16 protein-coding genes are annotated in these 16,740 nt (G+C 66.2%); 13 read left to right on the top strand and 3 right to left on the bottom strand.

The genetic code is table 11. The features are described from left to right. The first annotated feature begins 104 nt into the window (after positions 1 to 104). From ACWDR3_RS42895 to ACWDR3_RS42875, 5 genes are all read left to right on the top strand, one after another. On the top strand, positions 105 to 608 hold the full coding sequence (locus ACWDR3_RS42895) for a cytochrome P450 (protein WP_450358052.1): 504 nt from the start codon (positions 105 to 107) through the stop codon (positions 606 to 608). Then, a complete protein-coding gene (locus ACWDR3_RS42890; RefSeq protein WP_450358051.1) occupies positions 605 to 844 on the top strand; it encodes a ferredoxin in 240 nt (79 codons plus the stop codon). Before ACWDR3_RS42895 ends, ACWDR3_RS42890 begins: the two co-directional genes overlap by 4 nt. 124 nt (positions 845 to 968) lie before the next feature. Further along, positions 969 to 1,664 (top strand): TetR/AcrR family transcriptional regulator, encoded by a 696-nt coding sequence (locus tag ACWDR3_RS42885; RefSeq protein ID WP_450358049.1) that lies wholly within the window; start codon positions 969 to 971, stop codon positions 1,662 to 1,664. Positions 1,665 to 1,705: 41 nt separating this feature from the next. Then, complete coding sequence (locus ACWDR3_RS42880) at positions 1,706 to 2,491, top strand: SDR family oxidoreductase (RefSeq protein WP_450358048.1); 786 nt, start codon at positions 1,706 to 1,708, stop codon at positions 2,489 to 2,491. Next, positions 2,488 to 2,694: an SDR family NAD(P)-dependent oxidoreductase gene (locus tag ACWDR3_RS42875; protein WP_450358046.1), complete on the top strand. Its 207-nt coding sequence runs from the start codon at positions 2,488 to 2,490 to the stop codon at positions 2,692 to 2,694. Before ACWDR3_RS42880 ends, ACWDR3_RS42875 begins: the two co-directional genes overlap by 4 nt. A 323-nt stretch (positions 2,695 to 3,017) precedes the next feature. Here the strand turns inward: ACWDR3_RS42875 and ACWDR3_RS42870 are convergent, their stop codons facing one another. Then, positions 3,018 to 5,459 carry a hypothetical protein gene (locus ACWDR3_RS42870; protein ID WP_450358045.1) on the bottom strand — a complete coding sequence of 814 codons (2,442 nt, stop codon included), beginning with the start codon at positions 5,457 to 5,459 and terminating at the stop codon, positions 3,018 to 3,020. Positions 5,460 to 5,764: 305 nt separating this feature from the next. On the opposite strand from ACWDR3_RS42870, the gene ACWDR3_RS42865 reads away from it, so the two are divergent. The 6 genes from ACWDR3_RS42865 (at position 5,765) to ACWDR3_RS42840 (ending at position 14,016) form a co-directional block, all read left to right on the top strand. Further along, a protein-coding gene (locus tag ACWDR3_RS42865) for an IS630 family transposase (protein WP_450358044.1) occupies positions 5,765 to 6,837 on the top strand; the annotation gives its coding sequence in 2 pieces (ribosomal slippage) (positions 5,765 to 6,208 and positions 6,211 to 6,837; 1,071 coding nt in all). A 309-nt stretch (positions 6,838 to 7,146) separates the two neighbouring features. Beyond that, complete coding sequence (locus ACWDR3_RS42860) at positions 7,147 to 7,818, top strand: hypothetical protein (RefSeq protein WP_450358042.1); 672 nt, start codon at positions 7,147 to 7,149, stop codon at positions 7,816 to 7,818. After that, complete coding sequence (locus ACWDR3_RS42855) at positions 7,815 to 8,567, top strand: AbiTii domain-containing protein (RefSeq protein ID WP_450358040.1); 753 nt, start codon at positions 7,815 to 7,817, stop codon at positions 8,565 to 8,567. The genes ACWDR3_RS42860 and ACWDR3_RS42855 overlap by 4 nt, the downstream gene beginning before the upstream one ends. Positions 8,568 to 9,024: 457 nt before the next feature. Next, positions 9,025 to 10,221: a hypothetical protein gene (locus ACWDR3_RS42850; RefSeq protein ID WP_450358039.1), complete on the top strand. Its 1,197-nt coding sequence runs from the start codon at positions 9,025 to 9,027 to the stop codon at positions 10,219 to 10,221. A 235-nt stretch (positions 10,222 to 10,456) separates the two neighbouring features. Continuing rightward, entirely contained in the window at positions 10,457 to 11,701 is a 1,245-nt protein-coding gene (locus ACWDR3_RS42845; RefSeq protein ID WP_450358037.1) for a hypothetical protein, read from the top strand. A 422-nt stretch (positions 11,702 to 12,123) separates the two neighbouring features. Next, complete coding sequence (locus ACWDR3_RS42840) at positions 12,124 to 14,016, top strand: hypothetical protein (RefSeq protein ID WP_450358035.1); 1,893 nt, start codon at positions 12,124 to 12,126, stop codon at positions 14,014 to 14,016. Positions 14,017 to 14,319: 303 nt separating this feature from the next. Here the strand turns inward: ACWDR3_RS42840 and ACWDR3_RS42835 are convergent, their stop codons facing one another. Together ACWDR3_RS42835 and ACWDR3_RS42830 are read right to left on the bottom strand one after the other, a co-directional pair. Next, positions 14,320 to 14,571, bottom strand: coding sequence for a hypothetical protein (locus ACWDR3_RS42835; RefSeq protein WP_450358033.1), 252 nt, complete (start codon positions 14,569 to 14,571; stop codon positions 14,320 to 14,322). Beyond that, entirely contained in the window at positions 14,496 to 15,494 is a 999-nt protein-coding gene (locus ACWDR3_RS42830) for a transposase family protein (protein WP_450358032.1), read from the bottom strand. The genes ACWDR3_RS42835 and ACWDR3_RS42830 overlap by 76 nt, the downstream gene beginning before the upstream one ends. Before the next feature lie 299 nt (positions 15,495 to 15,793). Here ACWDR3_RS42830 and ACWDR3_RS42825 point away from each other — a divergent pair, with 299 nt between their 5' ends. Both ACWDR3_RS42825 and ACWDR3_RS42820 read left to right on the top strand, forming a co-directional pair. Next, positions 15,794 to 16,222, top strand: a complete 429-nt coding sequence (locus ACWDR3_RS42825; protein WP_450358031.1) for a hypothetical protein — start codon at positions 15,794 to 15,796, stop codon at positions 16,220 to 16,222. 248 nt (positions 16,223 to 16,470) lie between these two features. Beyond that, a partial coding sequence (locus ACWDR3_RS42820) for a hypothetical protein (RefSeq protein ID WP_450358029.1) occupies positions 16,471 to 16,740 on the top strand: 270 nt, incomplete at its 3' end.

Here is a 16,740-nt window from a genome sequence, read left to right as displayed (position 1 = left end):
GCTTCGACTGGTCCCGCTGCGTAGTCGACTCCTCCCATGTCAGGGTCCTAAAAGGGGGCGCCACACGAGCCCCTCACCGGTCGACAGGGGTCGGGTACTGCTCCGTGGTCGCCGGGGCCGGTAACGAGACCACGGGCCGGCTCATCGGCTGGTTCGGCGCGCTCATGGCCCGATACCCGCAAGCCCGCCGGGAGTTGGCGGCCGACCCCACCCTCATCCCCAACGCCATCGAGGAGATCCTGCGCTTCGAGCCGACCGGGCCGTTCACCGGGCGGTACGTCACCAAGGACGTGGAGCTGTACGACCGCACGGTGCCGGCCGGCAGTGCCATCCTCTTCATCCAGGCCGCCGCCAACCGCGACCCCCGCCGCTTCGACGACCCCGACCGCTTCGACATCCACCGCGTCACCCAGCACATGAGCTTCGGCGTCGGCGCCCACTACTGCCTGGGCGCGGCCCTGGCTCGGCTGGAGGGCCGGATCGCGGCGGAGGAGATCCTCAATCGGGTCCCCGGCTGGGACGTCGACTGGGACCACGCCGAGCTGGCGCAGACCTCGACCGTGCGCGGCTGGAAGACCCTGCCGCTGGTCATCGAAGGAGCCCGATGACGACCGAGCGGTGGAACGTCACCGTCGACACACGGATGTGCGTCCGCACCGGGCTGTGCGCCGCCTCCGCGCCCGAGCACTTCGAACTCGACGCGAACGGCCAGGGGCATGCGAGGTCCGCCACCCTTCCGGCATCCGAAGAGGTGCTGGAGGTGGCCGAGTCGTGCCCGATCGAGGCCATCGGTATCAGGGTCGCGGACACCGGTGGGCGGGTCTTCCCGCCGCCGGGGTCCTGAACATTTCTCCAACTGACTGACTGCTAAGGCAGTTGACTTCACGCCAGGACAAAACTAGATTCCTGTCATGCGGAAATGATGTTCTCGAACCTGCATAACACTGCTCTTCGAGGAGTCTGGTGTCGTGGTTCAACCGTCCGTGAAGGAACAGATCGTCCTGGCCGCCGAGCGGCTCTTCGCCGAGCACGGTCTCGACGGGGTGTCTCTGCGTCAGATCAGCGCGGCGGCCGGGAACGGCAACAACACGGCGGTGCAGTACCACTTCGGCACGAAGGAGCGCCTTGTCCAGGAGATCTTCGAGTACCGGCTGCCGGAGCTGAACGAACGACGCGGGCTGCTGGTCGCGCGTAGGCGTCCGGACGATCTCAGGACATGGGTGGAGTGCCACCTTCTGCCCGTCCTGGAACAGGGCGAACAGGAGGGCAGTCACTACCTCAGCTTCGTCGCGATGCTCCAGCAGCACGGCCGCCGGGACGTCTTCGAACACCTTTCAGTCGAACTGAGCAGGCCCACCATCGACTTCGTCGAGCGGATCGGCACCCTGCTGCCGCACCTTCCCGAGCCGTTGCGCGGCCACCGCATCTCGCAGGCCCTGGCCTTCGGCGTTCATGCCGCCTCCGAACGTGAACGCACCCGGGCCCGCGGCGGGCACGTGGTGTCCTTCGCCGTCCATGTCGGGGACCTGCTGGACGGCCTGGTCGGCTTCCTCCAGGCCCCGGTGTCCTCGACGACCTCGTCCGTGCTCGGTGATACCGAGAACGAGCCCGGGACCGGGACCGGGACCGGAGCGAGTGGACCGGTCCTGCCACTTCATCCCTGAACAGCCGCCCTCCCACCCGCGAGCGGAGGAATGACGTCCCGATGAGTATCGATCTGCACAACGCCGTGGCGGTGATCACCGGCGCCGGCAGCGGGATCGGCCGTGCCGCCGCCCACGCCTTCGCCCGGCGCGGCGCGCGTGTCGTGGTCACCGACCTCGTCGGCGAGCGCGCGCACGCTGTGGCCGGTGAACTCGGCGACCAGGGCGCCGCCTTGGCGTGCGACGTGACCAGCCTCGACGACCTGCAAGCGGTGCGGAAACTGGCCCTCGACCGCTTCGGCCGCATCGACCTGGTCATGAACAACGTCGGCATCCTGGCCGTCGGCCCCGTCGAGGACATTCCCCTGGAGGCGTGGCAACGCGTCGTGGACGTCAACCTGTTGGGCGTCGTCCGCAGCAACCTCGTATTCCTGCCACACCTGTTGAAGCAGGGGTCGGGCCATGTCGTCAACACCGCTTCCACGGCCGGCCTGTTGCCCTACGGATTCGACCGCCTGCCGTACACCGCGACCAAGCACGCCGTCGTCGGCCTGTCCGAGGCGCTCGCCCTGTACCTGCGTCCACGCGGCATCGGCGTCTCCTGTCTGTGCCCGGCCGGCGTGGCCACCAACATCGTCGAGCAGATCAGTTTCTACGGGGAACCGGCACCGCCCCGAGGCCCCGACTTCCCGGTCCTGGACGCCGATTCGGTCGGCGAACTCGTCGCCGAGGGCGTCGCCAACGACCGCTTCCTCATCCTCACCGCACCACAGGCCGCCGACGAACTGCGCGAGCACGGTGCCGATGTCGACGCCTACCTGTCCCGTCTGACGAAGGAAGCCCCATGAGCAGCACACTCGACCGGCTCCGCCTGGACGGCAAGGTCGCCGTCGTCACCGGGGGTGCCGGCGCCATCGGCCAGGTCTACGGCCGGGCACTCGCCGAGGCCGGTGCCGCCGTCGTCCTCGCTGATCTCAACGGCGAAGGCGCCGAGCAGGCCGCCAAGACGCTGGCCGCCGACGGACTGCGTGTGCTGTTGCGGCCCTTCTGAAAGTGAGCAGTTCCTCGAGGCTGGCCTGCGCATTGCTCAAGTCGAAGAGCGGGACACATCGAAACGTACTGGCGGGTAGCGGTGGCAGGTCATATCCAGAAGCCCGTATGACCTGCGAGATTCCGGGCTCTGCTCACTATGAGCGCTGATTGCTCAGCATCGCGGAGCCGCCGGTAGCGGCGGTCGAGGGCAGGCCGGGCGAGTCGTTGTCGGGTAGATCCTCTCGCGGTTGTGTGGCGTCGCGGGTGTTCGTGGGTGGTTCGCCAGTAGCGGGCTTTGTGACGGTCCGTGTTGTGGCCGGAATGTAGGTCAGCCTGTGGACGTCATGAGGTGGTGCCGACGTTGACCATTTCGGTCACGATGGGGCGAGGGCCGTGTGCCCACTGGTTCTCCACGGCTTGTTCTACTGCTGCTCGTGTGCCCCGTGCCCAGGCGGGTCTGGTTGTGGCGAGCACAATCTCGTCCGCGGTGAGGATTTGAGCGGCATGTACGAGTCTGGCTGCGGCTTCCTGGGTGCCCTTGCTGGCCTTGAGGGTGTTGTTGGATTTTGCCTCCCCGACGATGATCCGACCGTCGACGATCAGGCACAGGTCGAGTTCGATGGATCCATCTGCGTGCGTGACGTTCAGTTCGGGAGACCAGAGCACCGAGGCCGCCTTCTGCCGGAGTTGCTGGGCCGCGAGGAGCGGGACGTCGCCGTGTTGTCGGAGAAGGTCCCGCACAACCTGATCGAGGGCGTAGTACCAGCAGGGTTCAGCATCGTCCTTGTACCAGCGTCCCCGCGCCAGGGGGCTGGTGTGCCCGCAGGCTTCGCAATCGAAGGCGGGCCCGACCTGTTCGATGCGGTAGAAGGCCTCGAAGTGACAGCGTGCGCAGTTGAGGAGGAGGCCGCGGCGCAGCGCGTTCATGCCCAGCAGCCGGTCTACGAGATCGCGGGGTGCGTCGAAGGTCTCGCTGCCCAGGGTGTTCTTGATGTCCTCCAACGCTACGTAGCCGCTGCCGCGGATGGCGTAGCCGGGCCCGTAGTTGCCGTCCCGTTTCTTGGCAGGCGGGAGGAAAGAGTTGAGCACGTCGCGTGCTGGCCCGTGCAAATCGGCTGCGAAGGCTTCGGGGGAGCCCCACATCTCCACCGCGATGGCAGCCTGGAGCCCCGCACTCGAGCGCTCCACCGTGGCGCCGTGCGCGCCAGCCAGTTTCTCGAACACCCGGTCTGCAGAGGGGAATTGCAGGAGAGGCTGGGCATAGCGGGTGTCCGGAGTGGCGAATCCCATGTTCGCGGAGATGAACGAGACCGAATGCCGCGCCACACGCGCCACCGTGTCGGGGATGGCGGCTCCCGTCTCCTGGGTGAGGCACGACCCTGGGAGGGCGGGGCGGGCTGGAAGGGCGTAGTAGGGGAGCCAGACGTCAACGTACCAGTGCAGTTCCGCTCCGAGGTGGGCTGCGGCCTGAGCCCTGGGCAGTTGGAGCGGCGTCAGCAGCGAAATACTCCCAGCTTCCTGGCTTGTTGGCACCCGCTGCGAGATCTGGTAAGCGTCTGGGTCGGCAAGCAGAGTGATGCCGTCGTGCTGGGCGAGTTCCGTGAGAGTAGCCGCTTTGACCTTGCGGACGTCTAGTGCCGCCGACTCCCCATCATCGGCGTGCATGGTCACCGAGTTGAACGGACGGTTGAGTTCCGCCGCCAGGACCTGAAGATTCTCTTGGGGCTGACTGGCGCTTGCTAGCAGGATGGGTGACTCGTCGCCGTGTCCCACGCCCTGGAAGGTGTACAGGGCCCCCTTGACCGCTCGGGCAAGGGGGCCGCCCTCTTCCAGCAGACGGAGCGGGATCCAGGCGGCGTGCTGATAGAGGCGGTCGCAGAGCATGGCCAGAGCATGGTCTTCCGCCGTCTCGCCCACGACCCAGACGACGGGCTTCGGAGGGTAGAAGACCGGTTGTGTGGTCCAGCGCGCAGCGTGAGCGAAGGGGGTGGACGCCATGAACTCATCGGGCGTCAGATCGTCTGACGCCCCGCCACCAACGGCGCCGCGATAGCGGCTTGCCAGATCCCATCCTGCCCGGGGTGTGCCGGTGATGGCCAGATGGACGAGCGCCGGCAGGTCCTCTTCTTCGACCGAGAGTTCCACGAGATCCAGTCCTCGCCGGGCATCCGGATGAACCGCGCCGATCCGGGACTCCACCATTAGCGCGACTGCCGCATCCACGCCCGATAGGTCGAGCGTGAATACCGGCCCACTGGGCAGCGCAGGCACGGTCGCCAGACTTCTGCGGGAGTCGTGCGAATGTTCCAGGCTGATGATGTTGCGGGCTTTGAACCTCTGCTGGTCCCGGTGCACCCCTTTGAACGGAGAACACCAGCTGTCTACTTGATCGGCCACACCCTCCCACCCCAGAGGCTGGAGGGACAGCGAGCTCACGCGTCGCCACGTGACGTCGCTGTCTTCGCCCGGGACCGCAAACTGGGTTAGAACGCGGTTGACCACCGTCGGGTCCATGTGCGCTACATCGGCCAAGGTCGGCAGTAGTACAGCCACATGATCGGGATCATAAGGGCGCAGCAGAGGCAACAGAGCATCAGCAGTCTTCGCCTGCGGGGACATGCCGGGCACCGGTAGCACGACAGCGCCCGAGCCACCCCACACCCTGGAAATGCTGGCCACGGCGCCGCGAGCCATTGGTACCCAGTCGTCCATGGTGCGGTAGGCCAGAGCGAGCCGAGGAGCACGCAGCCGAACGCCCACTGGTCTGAATTCTGTCTGCTGCATCCCGTCACCACATCTCATCGTGAACCTCCCGCTGTGCAGATACTTCCTCAAACCGGTCACAGCCAGGGCAACTTCGGCTCAGTCGGCTTAGGGCTGGTCGAGCTGGCCCGGCCTGTTCCAAGCGGCTGCGCAGGCTGTGCGTCCGCCCCGTGTGTAAATCCCAGACAGCCGGTGCAGCCGTCGGTGCTGAGGAGCTTGAAAGCGACCGGTGATGCTCCTTGACCCACTGAGCCGGTTCTTACTGAGCTTGAACTCGGGTTGTGGTAGTTGCTGACAGGGTTTGATCCTCGCGGTAGGCCGTTGTCATGAGGTACGCGCAGGGCGGCGGTCTGTCGGACGAGCGCCGGCAGTTCCGCGAGGGGATCCGGATGAAGGCGGCCGAGGGCTTCGCCCGGGGCGAGCCGTGCTCGGCGATCGTCAAGGAGTTACGGGTCAGCGTCCGGTCGGTGCAGCGGTGGCGGCGGTTGTGGGACAAGGGTGGTCCGCGGGCTCTGCGGTCGGCGGGATTCGCCTCGCCGCCCTGGTTGAGCGAGGTGCAGTTCGCCCAGCTGGAGGCGGAGTTGGTGAAGGGGCCGGTTGCGCACGGCTGGCCGGATCAGCGGTGGACGCTCTCCAGGGTCAAGACGGTGATTGGCCGCCGCTTCCACAAGAGTTGCACCCTGCAAGGGGTGCGCAAGCTGCTGATCCGGCACGGCTTCTCCTGCCAGGTGCCAGCCGGACGAGCGGTTGAGCGGGACGAGGATCTGGTCACCGGCTGGGTGAAGGAGACCTGGCCGCAGGTGGAAACCTCGCGGCGGCGCTCGACGCCTGGATCGTCTTCGAGGACGAGTCCGGCTTCTCGATGACGCCGCCGATTGCCCGCACCTGGGCCCGCCGCGGGAAGACACCTGTGATCCGGGTCCGAGGCCGCTCCCGCCGCCGGATCTCGATCGCCGCCCTGACCTGCTACAAACCCGGCCAGCGGTCGAGGCTGATCTACCGGCCGCGCCGCGACGACGGCCGACGCGATGGACGCAAGAGCTTCGCCTGGACCGACTACCGCGACCTGCTCATCACCGCCCACGCCCAGCTCGGCGGGCCGATCGTGCTCGTCTGGGACAACCTCAACGTCCACCTCGCCTACGGCATGCGGCAGTTCATCGACCGGCAGGACTGGCTGACCGTCTACCAGCTGCCCTCCTACGCACCCGACCTCAACCCCGTCGAGGGCATCTGGTCTCTGCTGAGGCGCGGCTGGCTCTCCAATACCGCCTTCACCACACCCGAGCACCTCATCCAGACCATCCGCCACGGCATGAGGAAGATCCAATACCACCCCCACCTTATCGACGGATGCCTCGCCGGAACCGGCCTCTCCCTCACCCCAACGACTTCATGAGTTCAAGCTCAGTAGGCCTCTCTGCGAGCGACGGTCAGTGGTTGTGTTGTCAGGAGGGTTCGCTCCCTCCGGAGCCTGCTGCTGGTGCGATGCCGCTGATAGGGCAGGGAGGCAGGCCGGGTTCCTCCGCCCGGACGCGCCCGTCCCGCTCGGACAGACTGCCGTCAGGTTCGACCTGCACATGCAGAACTTCTCCAGCGTGGAGCGTCTGTGCGCTCTCGACGACGTAGCCTTCACCCGGCATACCAACGCCGTCGGGCAGGCACTGGACGTCTTTGTCGCGGCGGCCTACCGAGAAAGGGAGTGTCGGTGACGGCCATGGGCGGTGACCGGGCCAAGGCGGCGCGGGTGGCCGAGGCAGTGCCGGCGGACGCCGCCTGGCTGGTCCAGCTTTCTCGGCGGATGCCGATGCGGCGCATCCCCGACTTCGTCGCCGAGGGAGTCGACTCGGCCCTGGACGCCTTGCAGCGCGATGTCATCGACTTCGTCGACCCGGAACTCGAAGTGGCCCACCATGGCTTCATGGAGGCCCTGGCCCGTCTCGTCGACGAGATCAACGGTACCTTCACCCCCGACCACGACGCCGCATACACCGAGGTCCCCCCGGAGTGGCGGCGCACCGATCCCGAACGGTACGCCCGGGCCCTGCGCGATCTCTCCCAGGCCCGAGATACCGTACTCGACCGCTACAAGGAGCTGATGAACACCATGAGCCGAAGAGGTCACCTCCCTGCACCGCACGATCCTCAGCAAGGCCCTTCGGTCCAGGTCACCGCCGGCGACAACTCGCCCGTCACGGTGAACGCCCCTCATGCACACGCCTCCCAGGGCGGCCATGCGAGCGCCGGACACCCGGCACCGGCAGACTCCACCACGGCCCCACCGGGGCCGTGGTACCGCAGCGGCATCTTCTGGGGTGCCGTCAGTGCTCTGGGAACGGTGGCCGGTGCCGTCGTCGCCTATCTTGCGCTGGGCAGATGACCGAGCCCGCGCGCCAGAGGCCGCAGCCCGTGGAACAGCTGGAGCACGGCGTCCTGGACGACACCGCCCCGCTCGCCGGACTGCTGCGCCTCGCGCTCGTCATCGGCGGCCACGGCGCCTCCCGGCCCCTGAGACAATGGGCTCTCAACGAACTCGAGGGCTACGGAGGCAAACCCGCCTCCAGTGTTCCGGACTACCGGCGCCCGCGCGCGCTCATCCAGGCCGACTCGCACTCGCCCGCCTGGCAACGCCATGGTGAAACCATCAGCGTCCTGCATCTTCCCGACTTCACACGGGGCAAGATCAACGAAGACGTGACCATCACGTACGGTGTCGGCCAGCTGCAGAACCTAATCGACCGGACCCCGCCCGGCCAATCAGTCCACCTCAGCCTTCCCGGCGCGGCCGAACTGCGCACGCTGATGAGCGCGATGGACCGATCCCGCAGCCGAGGTATCGTCATCGACGACCTGTACTGGGCGGTTTCTCCCTCTGTCCTGCACGACATCCTTGACCAAGTCCGAACCCGTCTCACGCAGTTCGTCGCCGAGCTGCGTTCCACGATGCCGGCCGGATCTGGCACGCCCACTCCGGAGCAGGTCCACCGGGCCGTTCAGAACATCAGCATCACCACTGGTGACAACTCGCCTGTCACGCTCACCGCGCCGCTCGCCCACGCCGACCACGGCGCGACAGCCAGCACCTCAACTGGTGGACAACAGCGCTGGTGGCAGCGCTGGCGGCGCTGACCGCCTCCCCGCCTGCCGCAAGGGGCCATCTTGGTGACGGGCGCCCACACCACCCCGCCTCATCGAGGCCCCGGCGTTCGTCACGGATGCGAGCTTGAGGCAACCCGGGAACTGCCGCTGGAGTCGCCATGGGAACTGGGGGCCGGGAACCTGGATTGGTTTGCCTGGAACTCGATCCTGCGATCACCGCGCACGGCACCCTAGCCCCAGGCCGGAAACAGTAGCCATGTCCACGCAGCAGCAGAGGGCGGCTGGCGTACCTGGGGTCATGCCAGTCTCACGAGGCCGGTCCGAGGGGGTACCCAGGACACGGAGAACGCCAGTGGGAGGGGCGTCGCCAAGCGCAGAGAGCGCCACGCGATCCGGTGACACCAGCCCTCACCATGCCACCGCACCGCAAGGGGCCGTAACTTCGGGCGGGTTGTCGGCCCTGCCCGCCGCAGCTGAGGATGTCCGCATGATCGAACGCGACCACACGCCGAACGCCGGCACCGGCCTGCTCGGGCCCAACTTCAGCCGCCGCAACCGCCAGGCACCCACCGATGACTGCGCTGGCGACGGCCGCTGGATCGCCATCGACGAGTCCGGCTACAACGGCGATCAGCTCTTCGGCCGCGACCGATACATGACGCTGGGCTCGGTGGCTGTCGATGACGCTGAAGCCGCCAGAATCGTGGACACGCTGCGTCGAGAAGCCGGGATCCAGAAAACCGCGCCAGAAGTGAAGTTCCAGAAAATGTTCACCGGCGGGGGAGCCGGAGCACGCCGCCGCCTTCTCGCGGAACTCCTAGGGCCTGACGGCCCCTTGGACGGCCGCGTCTCGGTCTACATCATCGACACGCACTACTTCGTCATGGCGAAACTTGTCGATCTCTTGCTGGAAGAGCGATTCCACAGGATGGGCTACGACATAGTCAGCAACGGCGTAGCCCGGCAGTGGGCCCGGGACGTGACCACCGAAGGAACGCGGGCTCTGGGCCGTGATGGCTTCGACCGGCTCGTCTCCACCGCCGTGGGTTTCTTCTCCAAGAAGAACCGCACGGGCGATCAGATCTCCGTCGACGACCTCTACACGGTCATCGAAGAATCCTGCGCCTACGCTCGCCGCCGCAAAGCCCCTCAGGCAAAGAAAGCAGCGGTTGTCTTGGAAATGCTGCGCGCAGCCCGCCCTGAGGCCGAAGCGTTCGCCCGGGAGCGCCCGGCTGAGGCCACACCGGCTGGCCCGTACGGGCTCCTTGACGACAGCCTGGATCCCCTCATCACCGCTGTGCCCACAATCGTCCTCCACGCTTCGGCTCGCCACGGCGGCAAGATCCATGCGCTCGCCGACGATCAGCGGCTGCTGACGGACGACAAGCTGGACGTGCTGGAGCGCGGCTCGATCGCCGTGGGCATGGTCCGTGGCCTTGTCGAAGGCGGTCACCTCGTAGATCTGGTGCGCGGCCGCTCCGTGGACCACCCGTCCCTTCAGCTCGCTGATCTGGTCGCGGGCGCCGGACGGGCGGTTGCCCGGCGCCATGACGGCGAAGAAGACCCCGCAGGCGACGATCTCCATCCGGTGATGATCCCGCTGGTGGACCCCGAAGGGCTCTTCCTCCATGAAGAGCCTGAGCGACTGGCAACCGTGGACCGCGCCAGGGCTCAACGCCGCTGATACTGCCCCCGCCACCGGTAAGCCCTGCAGCAAACAGTGTTTGATGTCTGCACAACTCCCACCGCAACCGCAGTTGCCCACGACCGATGAGTTTCCTGCTCTACTCACAGACGGGCCCAATGTCCGCTTGTGGTGTGGAGTTGGCCTTGTCGTGCAGGCTGCGGTTGTCAGCGAGCACTGGTGAGTGCAAGGAAATAGTGGGGGCGCTGTCAGTGCCGCTGCGTACGATCCGTCCGTGTCCTACAAGTCAGCCCGTGACCTTCCGTCGTTCCTCGAACTGGAACAACAGCTGAAGATCCTGCGCCTGTTCGTCTGGCCGATGAGAGCGCAAACCAAGTCCCTCCAGCGCCAGATCCGTGAGCTGGGAGACACCGTCGACGCCTTTTACGACCTGCTCAGCGACAAGAACTGGATCTTCCACGACCACCTGTCGCTGTCGGTCGTGCGGACCATCCTCGCGGAGATGCCCCAGGACGCGGACGGGGCCGAAGCGATGCTCATCGACCACTACAACGACAGCGAACGCCTGCAGTTCATGATCCACCTCCTGCGGCGGCTGCCTGCCATGCGGCGCAGACTTCCCCTGGTCGAAAAGGCACACGAGGACTACTTCGCCGGCCGCTACTACTCCTGCATCCACCTGCTGCTGAGCGTCATGGACGGCTTCGTCAACGAGTTCGAGACCGTGCGACGCGGCCTGCACACCCGCACCCCCGAGGAACTGCACGCCTGGGACAGCGTCGTCGGCCACCACCGCGGTCTGGCGCACGCCCACAAGACGTTCACCAAAGGCCGCAGCGCCACCCGGGAAGAGCCGGTCTACGAGCTGTACCGCAACGGCGTCGTGCACGGCAGCATCCTCAACTACGACAACATCACCGTCGCGACCAAGGCGTGGAACCGGCTCTTCGCCGTCGCCGACTGGGCTCACGCACGCAACAAGGAGCAACAGCAGCAAACCGCCGAGCCCTTCACCTGGTCCGGGGTGGGACGACAGATGAAGGAAATCCTGGGCTCGCTCGCGGAGCGGGCCGAGATCGACCGCGTCAACCAGCAGTGGACACCGCGCGAACACCTGCCCGGCAGCGAGCCGTTCACCAGCCACCCCGTCTACACGCGAACGGAGCAGCTCCTGTCCTGCTGGCTGCGAGGCAACTACGGAACCATGAGCGATCTCCTCACCCATGAACTGCACACCAGACACGGCAAGGCGGTACGCAGCACGGTGCGAGAGGCCTACGAGCCGTTTCCTCTGGCCTCCTTCGACATCCTTGCCATCGGCCACGACATGCCAGCAGCCTGCACGGTGACAGTCCGTCTGGAGCACTCCCACGGCAAGAGGGTGACCGCCGCCCTGCGCTGGGTCAGAGAAGACGAACAGGCACACCCCAAGCCCGATCCATGGCCGGGGGAGTGGCGCCTGGTCATCTGGAGCCCGCTGAACTTCCTCGCCCAGGCCACGGACCTTCCTCCCGCGTAAACCGCCCCCGGCATGGCGTCGATCCGCGTCTCCTGCAAGACGGCGCCGTACCCCGCGGAGAGACCTCAGGCGCCTGGGCAGAGGAACATCAGCCGGCACCAACCACGGCCGGACAACGCCGTACCTGATCGTCCGCCAACCGCCGGCCAGGAGAATCGGCACACCCCCTGCTGCACCGGAACACAGGCCGGGAAGACCCGGGTCTGCTGATCTTGCACAGCGGCCGCTGAACTGGCCCCCTGCGCAGCGGTCCTGCCCCGGCACAGGGGGGGCTCACACTCCGGGCTGCGGGCACCTGGGGGTGTGGCCGGGGTTAATCGCTTGGCCCGCTCGGTCCGCGGGGTCGATCCTGGAACCGAAAGGCCCCCGATGCCGGCCGTCGTAAGTATTCGGCCCGTGGCACATGCGCGACAGGAGAGCCGATGGAAGCCGCAGACCGGCTCGCCCAGAAGATCGAATCGTTGACCCGGATGCTCGCGGAAGCCGAGCCTGCCGCGTTGCGCGCCGGCTATCTGGCCGACCCCTCGTCAGGACACCCGGTGCTGCGGGGCTCCACCACGACGGCGCTCGTGCCCCGGTGGAGCGAGCACCCCAGCGGCCTGGTGGTGCCCGCCTCGGCCACGCCGCCCGCACCGATCGATCTAGGCGCGGCATACCTCACGCCTGACGAAATCTTCGGTGCCGCACTGCCTGCCGACTACGCGGTGCGCCAGTTGGAGCGCCTTCCCCTGGAGGGCGTTGTGCGATTCTGCGCCCGCGTCCTCAACGCCCTGGAGCTGCCGGGCGCGGCCGTGGAGAACGTCGAAATGTTTTTCGCCCGTGAATGGCTGGACGAGCCGACCCGCAGCCGTGTGATGAACCTGCTCCGGGACGACACCCGCAGACTGCTCGTGCCCCAGGCACTCATGCTGCTGGCCCGGCTGGCCATGGAAACCTCCCCGGACACCGTGGCGGACGACGCCCCCGACGGCGACATCATCGGTGCTCTGTTCAGTCTCATCCAGACCATGGGCCACCATTCCGATCCCGGGCCGAGCGTCATCTCGGATCGGCCCGGCACACTGGGCCGCGAACTCATCGCCAACCAGCACTTCCACCGAAGCTGGTCCGCCCCCGGCATCCTGGCCCGCCACGCGCGGCGCTGGCTGCAACTGCCCGCCGAACACAGCGGTGAGCCGGGAATCGTCCCTCTCAGCCAGATCTATCAGGACTGCACCGGCGTTCCTCTCGAGGACCTCGCGGCCTTGGCCGGCTACCTGTGGCTGCGCACCACGATGGGACGCTTTGTCATCGAGCCGGAAGAACTGGCTGCCCTGGCCATGCCTGCCGAACGCGTTGCAGCAGTACTGGCATTGATCAGCACCGATCTGCCCGGAATGCGCGAGGCCGTGCGCGACGAGCGCCCCGAACAGCGCACCGAATGGTCCTTCGACCCCTTCCAGCGGTGGCCCGTGATCCGCCTGCCCGAAGAACGTCTGCTGATCCTCGACCCCCGCCACCTGGTCAGCCGGGTGTTCGGATGGCTGCCGATCTTCGACATCAAGTTCCCGCTCCGCCCCAAGCCTCAAGGGCACCGCATCACGGCTGCGCGGGCCGAGCAGACACTGCGTCACTTCAGTGAGGTCTACGTCAACGAAGTCCTGCACAACATCACCGGGGACGCAGGCACCACGCGTCGAGTTTACGACGATGACGACCTCAAGGCCGCCTACACTGCCCCGGGCCAGCGCATCGCCGACGCGGTGATCGACTACCCTGGCACCTGGATCGTCATCGAGGTCACCACCACCCAGCTGCGCCGCGACGCCGCCACCGCCGTGCCGGGTGAGTCACAGATCGAGGACATCGACAAACTCGTTGAGGAACTCGGGCAGATCGACGCGACCATCACCGCGCTGCGCCGCGACGAATCCGCCCTCACCGGCGTATCCCCTGCAGACGGCCGCCGCTTCCTGCCCCTGCTGGTGCTGCCGGAGGGCTTTCCCGTCAACCCCATCACCCTGACCGTGATCCGTGAACGCGCCCGCGCGAAGCGGCTGTTCACCCACTCGGATACCGACCCGGTGGAGATCGTGGACATCGAGGAGCTGGAGATGATCGAGGCTCTGCAGGAGAGGTCCGGCCCCAGCCTCCTCGACATCCTGCGCGGCAAACAGTCCGGCAGCCTGCGCAACGCTGCCGTCCGGGACCACATCGTGTACGTCATGCGACTGCGTCCCCAAGCGCCCGCCCGTCATGCCGAGTTGTTCGACCGTGCCCTCGCACCTCTCATCGACGTGCTGCCGCGATCACCACAGCGGCAGGCCACCAGCTGACGTCCGGTGTACCAAGGGCGCGAGTGCGCAGGGCACACCGCAGGCATGAAGGGTGAGGCGCGAATGCCTCACCCTCAGGAAACGAATTCCGCCACCAGCTCACAGGCTGGGAGACGTAAGGCGGCTGCACCGAAGAGAACATGACCCGCTGCACCGTGCACAACGGCCGGTATGGCATCGGCATCGGGGGTGTGGGCGCGGTGTGGGCTGAGACGTCGCTGATGGGGGGGCTGGTCGGGAAGAGCCGTCTCGTGCTGCTGCAGGAGCCGGCGGACATCGATGCCCCAAGAGGACACCATGGCATCAGGCGACCCTGCCCGTCGTGCTGGCCCTCGGGCCGTCGTCGATGCCCGCCGCCTCGATGGCGTCGGCAAGCGCGGGGTCGGAGAAGACTCGCTGGAACTCCTCCGCCGCTGTCTTCAGGCTCCGCTGACGGGCGATCGCATCGAACGTGGAGGCCTTCACAAAAGCCGTCGGCGTCATGCCGTGTTCCCGGGCTGCGTCCCGCAGGTCTTCGAGCTCCGCGTCGGAGAAGTCCACGTTGAGTGCTGCCATGCCGTGAGCGTACCGATCGGGTACCCGGGTCCAACGACCTCGTGCAGGGTTGGCCGTGGCACGTCGAGGTGTGTGGCGTTTTTGGTGTTCGGGCTCGAAGGCCGTGATCGAGGGTGGCGGTCTGCTGGTGTGAGAGCAGTCCGGCGACGGCTTGGACGATGTCGCTCATGTGCTCGCGTCGGCCAAAGTGTCGGGTCAGAGCCCGCCGGTTCTTGAGGTGCGCGATGCCGTGCTCGACGCGGATCCGGCGTGAGGAGTGCGCTTTGCGCTGGAGTTCGTGCCGCTCCTCGTACCAGACAGGGGCGTTCTTCTTGAATGTGCGATGTGGTGGCGTCAGTACTCGTCCGCCGGTCTGTGCCCCCCATGCCCTGGTAGCCGGCATCCGCGAGGATCTCCAGGAACGGTCCGTCGGCCAGGAGCTGGACCAGGCCCAGCTGCCGGGCCTGGGTGATGTCGGCGCAACTGCCCGGCCAGACCGGGCTGCAGAACAGCACGCGCCCCTCGGCGTCCGTGACGACCATGGACTTCACGGCGTTCTGCGTGGTCTTTCCGGAGACGAACTTGTCGCGGTCCTTGAGGCCAGCGGCTGGGCGTCGCACGCGGACCTCCGTGCCGTCGATGATGCCGGTCCGACCGTCGACGCCGAGGTACTCAATGACGTTGGCGAGAGTACGCAGACGGACGTCCGGTGCGATGGTGCAGCCCCGCTGTGCGAGCAGGGGCCGCACTTCGCCGATGGCGCGGGTGATGGTGGAGCGGTCCACGCCGAACCAGCAGGCCAGCACGTCGTGCGTGGTGCCGTGACGCAGACTCACCAGCGTGGCCAACAGCCGATCGATGAAGACGAACTGGTGCTTCGCCCCGGCTCCACCGCTCGTTGCCGCGGCCGTGCCGTCAGGCGCGCCTGACGCTGCTCGTGCCATAACGGCCCTATCTCGGCGATGAGTTCAGCGATCACAACCGGCGACAGCCCGGTGATCCGGTACTCCGCCACGATCAACTCACGCGCCCCAGCCCCGATCATGCACAGCTCAACGAGCCACCCGGGCACGAGGCCACGGCCAACCGTGCACGAGGTCGTTAGTCGCCGCGACACGCAGCCAGTCACTCCACAGGTCTACCTCGGGAGCGAAGCCCGTTCCTGCGAATCAGCTGCCTGTGATCAATTCCGCTTCCGTGCAACACCCTCCGACAAGGGGACCGAGACAGTAGTCTCGATTGCATGGGGTGGATGATGGCGTTGACGTGGGGTGGATTCGGCGCCTTCTGCTTCAGCGCAATTGATTTCATTACGGCCGTCAGGCGCTATGGAAAAGTTCCCTGGAGTGTTGGCAAGAAACCTCCGGGACCGCTCGCTTACTTGATTGCGGAATTCCTACGCATAGTGGTTGGCGGGGGAGCAGTTGCGGCTATCGAAATTTCGTCTCCTTCAAGTATCACGCCGTGGATCGCTGTCATTACCGGATCATGTGCGGTGCAATTATTGGAAAAGGCAACCCTGCTTCTCCCCCTGATGGGGCATATGGGAAAGCAGGCGATAATCTCTTCGCTTGGCCAAATGGAAACTTCAAGCTCAGCTAAGGCCAGCGACCTGTCGGTCAATTCCTCCGTCGATGAACCTCCGGCGACGTCTACGGAGGTGGGGCCTTGAGCGGTAATGATTCACTTTCCGGAAGGGTCCTGAGTGTCATTTCTCGTACGTCACCGGCATTTCAGCCTTCCGATGACGATTTGGCTCCCGCGCCACTAGCCGAATATGTTGCCGATGTGCTTCAATATTTGCACAGAATTAGGCGACGTGCACCCGAGGATTCTGGAACGGGAAGCTCGGGTGATCGCGAGGATGGCGATTTTTGGGGTGACTTGCGTCATGGGGGGTCTCGCCGGACGCATGCAGGGATGTCGCTGGATGAACCTCATCACGATCTTTCCGCAGTGCGTCGAATTGGCGCAGGAATCACCTGGGTTCTATTCTTCCTGGCGTTCTGCGGCGGGGTCGCAGCCGCGGTGATTTACGGTGGTACCATGCTGCTTACTGGCATCTCGATACTGTCCGGTCTCCTCGCCGTCGTTTCTGTGTTGCGCGTAGCGCGACTACGATGGCAAATCATTGAGTCTATTTCGGAATCAAAGAATTCCAGTGGTGACCATAGGGAAGTCGGACTCTCC

The organism is Streptomyces sp. NPDC001002, assembly GCF_053599215.1.
This window is presented reverse-complemented; position numbering and strand designations above follow the sequence as displayed.

What these genes read in the sequence shown, in the direction of transcription:
- ACWDR3_RS42890 (WP_450358051.1), top strand. Translation starts at nt 605, where the DNA reads ATGACGACCGAGCGGTGGAACGTCACCGTCGACACACGGATGTGCGTC.
- ACWDR3_RS42880 (WP_450358048.1), top strand. Translation starts at nt 1,706, where the DNA reads ATGAGTATCGATCTGCACAACGCCGTGGCGGTGATCACCGGCGCCGGC.
- ACWDR3_RS42875 (WP_450358046.1), top strand. Translation starts at nt 2,488, where the DNA reads ATGAGCAGCACACTCGACCGGCTCCGCCTGGACGGCAAGGTCGCCGTC.
- ACWDR3_RS42870 (WP_450358045.1), bottom strand. Translation starts at nt 5,459, where the DNA reads ATGCAGCAGACAGAATTCAGACCAGTGGGCGTTCGGCTGCGTGCTCCT.
- ACWDR3_RS42855 (WP_450358040.1), top strand. Translation starts at nt 7,815, where the DNA reads ATGACCGAGCCCGCGCGCCAGAGGCCGCAGCCCGTGGAACAGCTGGAG.
- ACWDR3_RS42850 (WP_450358039.1), top strand. Translation starts at nt 9,025, where the DNA reads ATGATCGAACGCGACCACACGCCGAACGCCGGCACCGGCCTGCTCGGG.
- ACWDR3_RS42840 (WP_450358035.1), top strand. Translation starts at nt 12,124, where the DNA reads ATGGAAGCCGCAGACCGGCTCGCCCAGAAGATCGAATCGTTGACCCGG.
- ACWDR3_RS42835 (WP_450358033.1), bottom strand. Translation starts at nt 14,571, where the DNA reads ATGGCAGCACTCAACGTGGACTTCTCCGACGCGGAGCTCGAAGACCTG.
- ACWDR3_RS42830 (WP_450358032.1), bottom strand. Translation starts at nt 15,494, where the DNA reads ATGGCACGAGCAGCGTCAGGCGCGCCTGACGGCACGGCCGCGGCAACG.
- ACWDR3_RS42825 (WP_450358031.1), top strand. Translation starts at nt 15,794, where the DNA reads ATGGGGTGGATGATGGCGTTGACGTGGGGTGGATTCGGCGCCTTCTGC.